Source organism: Patulibacter sp. (assembly GCF_030655195.1).
Taxonomy (GTDB): Bacteria; Actinomycetota; Thermoleophilia; order Solirubrobacterales; family Solirubrobacteraceae; genus Patulibacter.
In genome coordinates this window covers 1-5,729 of record NZ_JAURWA010000164.1, presented here as the reverse complement: position 1 = coordinate 5,729, position 5,729 = coordinate 1, and the positions used below count along the sequence as shown (strand labels likewise).

At 76.4% G+C, this 5,729-nt stretch carries 3 protein-coding genes and 1 pseudogene; 1 reads left to right on the top strand and 3 read right to left on the bottom strand.

Annotated features, from left to right (window positions below; translation table 11 throughout):
- The 3 genes from Q7T67_RS18190 to leuS form a co-directional block, all read right to left on the bottom strand.
- Nucleotides 1–1,597 (bottom strand): ComEC/Rec2 family competence protein (locus Q7T67_RS18190; RefSeq protein ID WP_304793113.1); only part of this gene is annotated, 1,597 nt, incomplete at its 3' end.
- Nucleotides 1,594–2,316 carry a ComEA family DNA-binding protein gene (locus Q7T67_RS18185; protein ID WP_304793109.1) on the bottom strand — a complete coding sequence of 241 codons (723 nt, stop codon included), beginning with the start codon at nt 2,314–2,316 and terminating at the stop codon, nt 1,594–1,596. The genes Q7T67_RS18190 and Q7T67_RS18185, both read right to left, overlap by 4 nt.
- A gap of 233 nt (nt 2,317–2,549) precedes the next feature.
- Nucleotides 2,550–5,360 carry a leucine--tRNA ligase gene (leuS, locus tag Q7T67_RS18180; protein WP_304793106.1) on the bottom strand — a complete coding sequence of 937 codons (2,811 nt, stop codon included), beginning with the start codon at nt 5,358–5,360 and terminating at the stop codon, nt 2,550–2,552.
- A 132-nt stretch (nt 5,361–5,492) separates the two neighbouring features.
- Here leuS and Q7T67_RS18175 point away from each other — a divergent pair.
- Nucleotides 5,493–5,729, top strand: a pseudogene (locus tag Q7T67_RS18175) (hypothetical protein); the annotation flags it as partial.

Here is a 5,729-nt window from a genome sequence, read left to right as displayed (position 1 = left end):
GTCCGATCGTCGAGCGCGCCGCGCGTCGGCGGACCCGGTCCTCGCCGCGGACCAGCCAGGCCGGCCGGGCGACGACCACGAGGGCCACGACCACGACGAGGACCGGGACCAGCGCCGCGAGCGGTCCGGGCCGGACGACCGCCCAGCCCGGCGACGCGGCCCACGTCGCCACGCCGGTCGTCCAGTCCAGGAACGGGGTGGTCGCCCGGACGAGCAGGCCGCTGATCGGTGCGCCCTCCGGCCCGAGCACCCCGGCGACCATCCCCAGCCACGTCACCGGCGCCACGACGGGCTCGACGACGACGTTCGCCGGCAGGCTGGTGAGCGACACGTCACCCACTCCGGCCGCCAGCACCGGCGCCGTGGCGAGCCCCGCCCCGAGGGGCACCGCGGCCGCCGCGCCGAGCCAGCCCGGCCAGCCCGCGCGGCGCGCGAGCGCGGCCAGGGGCGCCACGAGGACGAGCAGCCCGACCACCGCGGCGAAGCTCAGCTGCCACCCCAGCTGCTGCGGGGACGCCGGGTCGACGAGGACCGTCGCGATCGCCGCCAGGAGCAGCGCCCACCAGCGGTCCGGGGCGCGGCCCAGGCCGAGCGCCAGGAGCGTCAGCACCCCGGTGACGCCGGCCCGGCGGATCGACGGTCCCGCGCCGGCCAGGGGCACGTACGCGGCGACCGCCACGAGCGCCCAGGCGATCCGCCAGGGCCGGGAGAGCCCGCAGAGCGCCGCGACGCCGATCGCGAGCGCCGCCACGAGCGCGACGTTCTGCCCGCTCGCCGCGACGAGGTGCGAGAGCCCGCTGCGGCGGAACGTCTCCTCCTCCGCGTCCGTGAAGCCCTCGTCCTGCCCGAGCACCATCCCGCGCAGGAGAGCCGTGCGGGGGCCCGGCGCGTCGGAGGTCGGCGGCGTGGGATCCGACGTCGGTCCCCCGGGCGCTCGAGCGCCCGGGGTCCCCGTGTCCGTTGCCGCCGCACCCGACAGGGAGGCGCCCGGTGGGACCGCGCTCGCAGCGCCGCCCCCGGCCGCCGACCCGGGCACCGTCAGCGTCCGCTCGGCGCGCTCGCGGAAGCGGTCGAGCGCACCCCGCCAGCCGCCGCGGCGCCCGGCGACGCCCACGACCGCCGCGTCGAGGGTCAGGGCGATGCCGCGCGACCGGGCGCCGACCGCCGCCTCGCCGACGGGCCGCAGCCGTCCCCGGACCCGCACCAGGCGGCCGGGCACGAGCTCCGGCGCGCCCGTCGCCACCCCGGTGCGCAGCTCGACCACCGCACCCCGGAGCCGTGCCGTGGTGCGCCAGCGGCCGTCGAGGGTGCGGTCGGCGGCCTCGAGCACCTCGACGGGCTCGGCCGGCCCGACCGCGGCACCCTGCGCCAGCGGCGCCCGGGCCGTCCGCGCGGCGTCCGCGTGACGCCAGACCCCGGCGAGAGACGCGAGCAGCACCGCGACCACCGCCGCCGAGGCCCACCCGTGGCGGGGCTGCGTGGCCCAAGCAGCAGCGGCGACGGCCGGCAGCAGCGCCGGCCAGCGCGGGGCGAGGACCAAGGACACCGCGACCGCGAGGGCGACGTGGTGCTGGGGCCAGCGACGAAAGGCGCTCACGGCTCGAGCTGCGCGCGGAGCGCCTCGAGCTTCTTCGCGCCGATGCCGGGGACCTCGTCGAGGTCGTCCACCCCCGCCAGTCCGCCGCGCTCCTCCCGCAGCTTCACGATCTTCTCCGCCGTCGTCGGGCCGACGCCGTCGAGGGTCTGGAGCTCCTCGAGGGTCGCGGTGTTCAGGTCGACGGGCGCGCCCCCGGCACCCGCCCCGCCGGCGCCCGCCGCATCCGTCCCGGACCCGCCGCCCCCCGCGCCTCCGCCGGGCGCCGCCGGCACGACCTTGGCCGGGACCCGGACCTGCTGCCCGTCGCGGACCGGCGCGGCCAGGTTCAGCCCCTGCCGGTCGCCGTCGGACGTGGCGCCGCCCGCCCGCTTCACGGCGTCGTCGACGCGGGCCCCCTCGGTCAGCGCGTAGACCCCCGGCCGCCGCACCTCGCCCGTGACGTGGACCGTCAGCCGCCCGTCGCCGGGGGCCATCGAGGCGGTCGCGCCGCCCGACCCCGCGGCTCCGGCGGATCCCAATGCGTCGCCCGACCCTCCGCCGGATCCACCGGCCCCGCCCCCGCCGGACCCCGAGCCGCCCGGCCCCGACGACTGCCCGGCCGGCGCCCCGTCCGCTCCCGCCCCGCCGCCGGCCGAGACCGCCACGCGGGCGGCCATCGCACCCAGCATGGCGGCGGCGAGCGCCCCCAGCACGAGGCGCACCCAGGGACGGTCGAGCACCCTGCCGAGGCTACGAACGGGCGCGTTGCGCAGGACCCCCCGGCCGTGCCACGGGTGTGCCGAACCGCGGTCCGGCGTGCGCGGGGCGGGCCGGCGGACCGGCGGACGTGCGGCGTCCGCCGGCGGTCACGCGTTCTTCCGAACGTTCGCGTCGCCCACCGGGGGAAAGGGTCGGGAGAACCGACCGCGTCGGCCGCGTCGCCCCGCCCCGCGTCGGCCGCCCCGCCCCCGCCCTACCGCACGACGACGTTCACGAGCTTGCCCGGGACCACGATCACCTTGACGACCGTCTTGCCCTCGAGGAACGGCTGCAGCTTCTCGCGGCCCATGGCCAGCTCCTGCAGCTCGTCCTTCGACGCGCCGGTCGGAGCCATGACGCGGTCGCGGACCTTGCCCTGGACCTGGACCACGAGCTCGAACTCGTCGCGCTCCAGGTAGCGCTGCTCGGCCTCGGGCCACGGCTGCTCCCAGACCCGCGCACCGGTCAGGCGCTCGTAGGCCTCGGCCGTCAGGTGCGGCGCGAACGGCTGCAGCAGCGTGTTGGCGGTGGTCAGCGCGAAGCGGATCGCCGCCCACGCCTCGGCCTCGGCGACGTCCAGCACGCCGCCGCCCGACGGCGAGGCGCCGGCCGGGACCTCGGCCGCCCCGTCGGCCTCGAGCGAGCCACCGGCGTCCGGCGCGCTCGCGCGCCCGTGACCCCGGTCGACGGGGCCGCCCCCGACGTTCGGCTCGACGAGGGTGCCCTCGGCGGTGCCCTTCGCCCCGTCCCCCGCCACGGCGTTGCGCCGGACGGACACGGCGTTGACGAGCTCCATCACGGCCGAGATCGCCGTGTTGAACGCGAAGCGCCCGTCGAGGTCCTGGGTGACCTTGTCGATCGCCCAGTGGGCCTTGCGGACGAGCTCGAGGTCGTCGCCCTCGGGGTTCGCCGGAGCCAGCACGCCCGCGACCGGGACCTGGGGCTCGTCCGACGCCCCCGGGCCGGCCTCGGCGGCCGATCCGCCGCCGGCGGCCTCGTCGTGCGGCCGCACCGCGCCGCGGGTCCCGGCCGCGCCGCCGATCCGCTCGGCCGCCTCCGCCGACAGCCGCCACAGGCGGCCGAGGAAGCGCGAGACGCCCTCGACCCCCTCGTCGGACCAGTCCGCGTCCTGGTCCGGCGGGCCCATGAAGCAGACGTACGTGCGCGCGGTGTCCACGCCGTAGCGCTCGATGATCGACCGCGGCGCGACGACGTTGCCCTTGGACTTGGACATCTTCGCCCCGTCCTTGGTGATCATCCCCTGCGTGAACAGGTTCTGGAACGGCTCGTTGACGTCCAGGACACCGAGGTCCGTCAGCGCCTTGCAGAAGAAGCGCGCGTAGAGCAGGTGCAGGATGGCGTGCTCGACGCCGCCGATGTACTGGTCCACCGGCATCCAGCGGTTCGTCACCGCCGGGTCGAACGGGGCGTCGGCGTTCTGCGCGTCGGTGTACCGCAGGAAGTACCAGGAGGAGTCGACGAAGGTGTCGAGCGTGTCGGTCTCGCGCAGGGCGGGGCCGTCGCAGGTGGGACAGGTCGTGTTCACCCAGTCCTCGGCCGCGGCCAGCGGCGAGCGACCCTTCGGCTTGTAGTCCTCGACGTCGGGCAGGACGACGGGCAGCTGGTCCTCGGGGACGGGAACCATCCCGCAGGCGTCGCAGTGGACGACCGGGATCGGGCAGCCCCAGTAGCGCTGGCGCGAGACGAGCCAGTCGCGCAGGCGGAAGTTGATCGCCTCCTCGCCCTTGCCCTCGGCCTTCAGCCAGTCGTTCATCGCCGCGAGCGCCTCGCGGTTGTGGCGCCCGTCGAAGTCGGGGTGCGAGTCGACGACGGGGCCGTCGCCGATGTAGGGCAGCGCCTCGGGCGAGAGCTCCCACGCCGCGTCGTCGCCGAGGTGGTCGTCCGGCGCGCCGTCGTTCGCGCCCTGGATCACGCGCTTGACCGGCAGCTCGTAGGCCTGGGCGAAGTCGAAGTCGCGCTGGTCGTGGCCGGGGACGGCCATGATCGCGCCGGTGCCGTAGTCCATCAGCACGTAGTCGGCGACGAACATCGGCAGCCGGTCGCCGTTGACCGGGTTGATCACGTGGCGGCCCAGCGGCACGCCGGTCTTGGGCTTGTCGGCCGCGCCGCGCTCGCCGCGCTCGGCGGTCAGCGCCTGCTGCACGTAGGTCTTGACCTCGGCCTCGCGGTCCGTCCCGGCGACGAGCTTCGTCACGTCGGGGTGCTCGGGCGCCATGACGAAGAACGTGGCACCGAAGAGCGTGTCCGGGCGGGTCGTGAAGACCTCGTAGTCCTCGCCGGTCTCCTCGCAGCGGAACTGCACGCGCGCGCCGGCCGAGCGGCCGATCCAGTTGCGCTGCATGGTCTTGACGTGCTCGGGCCAGCCGATGGTGTCCAGGTCGTCGATCAGCCGCTGCGCGTAGTCGGTGATCTTCAGGAACCACTGCTCGAGCTGGCGGATCTCGACCAGCGCGCCGGACCGCTCGCCGCGGCCGTCGACGACCTGCTCGTTGGCCAGGACGGACTCCTCGACCGGGTCCCAGTTGACCGCGGCGGAGCGACGCTCGACCAGCCCGCCGGCGAGCAGCTTGAGGAACAGCCACTGGGTCCAGCGGTAGTACTCGGGCCGGTGCGTCGCGAGCTCGCGCGACCAGTCGATCGACACGCCCCAGTCGCGGAACTGGCGCTGGAACGACGCGATCGACGCCTCCGTGGCGTCCCGCGGGTGCTGGCCGGTCTTGATCGCGTTGTTCTCCGCCGGCAGGCCGAAGGCGTCGTAGCCCAGCGGGTGCAGGACCGTCTTGCCCTGGCGCCGCTTGAAGTGCGCCACGGCGTCGCCGATGGAGTAGTTCTTCAGGTGCCCGACGTGCGGCTCGCCCGAGGGGTAGGGCAGCATCTCGAGGACGTAGACCGGGTCGACCGACGGGTCGTCGAGGACGGCGTCGTCGACCTCCCAGGTCCCCTCGTCCGCCCAGATGCGCTGCCAGCGGGGTTCGATGCTCTGAGGGTCGTAACGGTGCTCCATGCGCGACCCCCCATGGTACGGCCCCGCCCGCCGGGCGCCCGGTGCGCCCCGGCCGACCCCGGCGGCCCGTGCACCGCGGGAGAGACCGTGCGTGTTCGACGTGCCCCCCGTCGCTCTGGAATCCTGCGCCGAATGCCCGCAGGCCCCCCACCCCGCGACCCGCGGCCGACCGACGGCACCGGCGCCCCGCACGGCGCCGCGGACACCGGTGTCCGCGTCGCCCGGATCGTCGCCGCGGCGGAGGAGACGGCGGAGGCCCTGCGGACCGACGCCCAGCACGCCGCCGAGGCGCGGGTCGCTGAGGCCGAGCGCCGGGCGGACGAGCGGATCGCCGAGGCCGAGCGCGCCGCCGCGCTGCGGGTCGACGCC

Excerpts from the sequence above, each read along its gene's own strand:
- leuS (WP_304793106.1), bottom strand. The coding sequence starts at position 5,360 with ATGGAGCACCGTTACGACCCTCAGAGCATCGAACCCCGCTGGCAGCGC.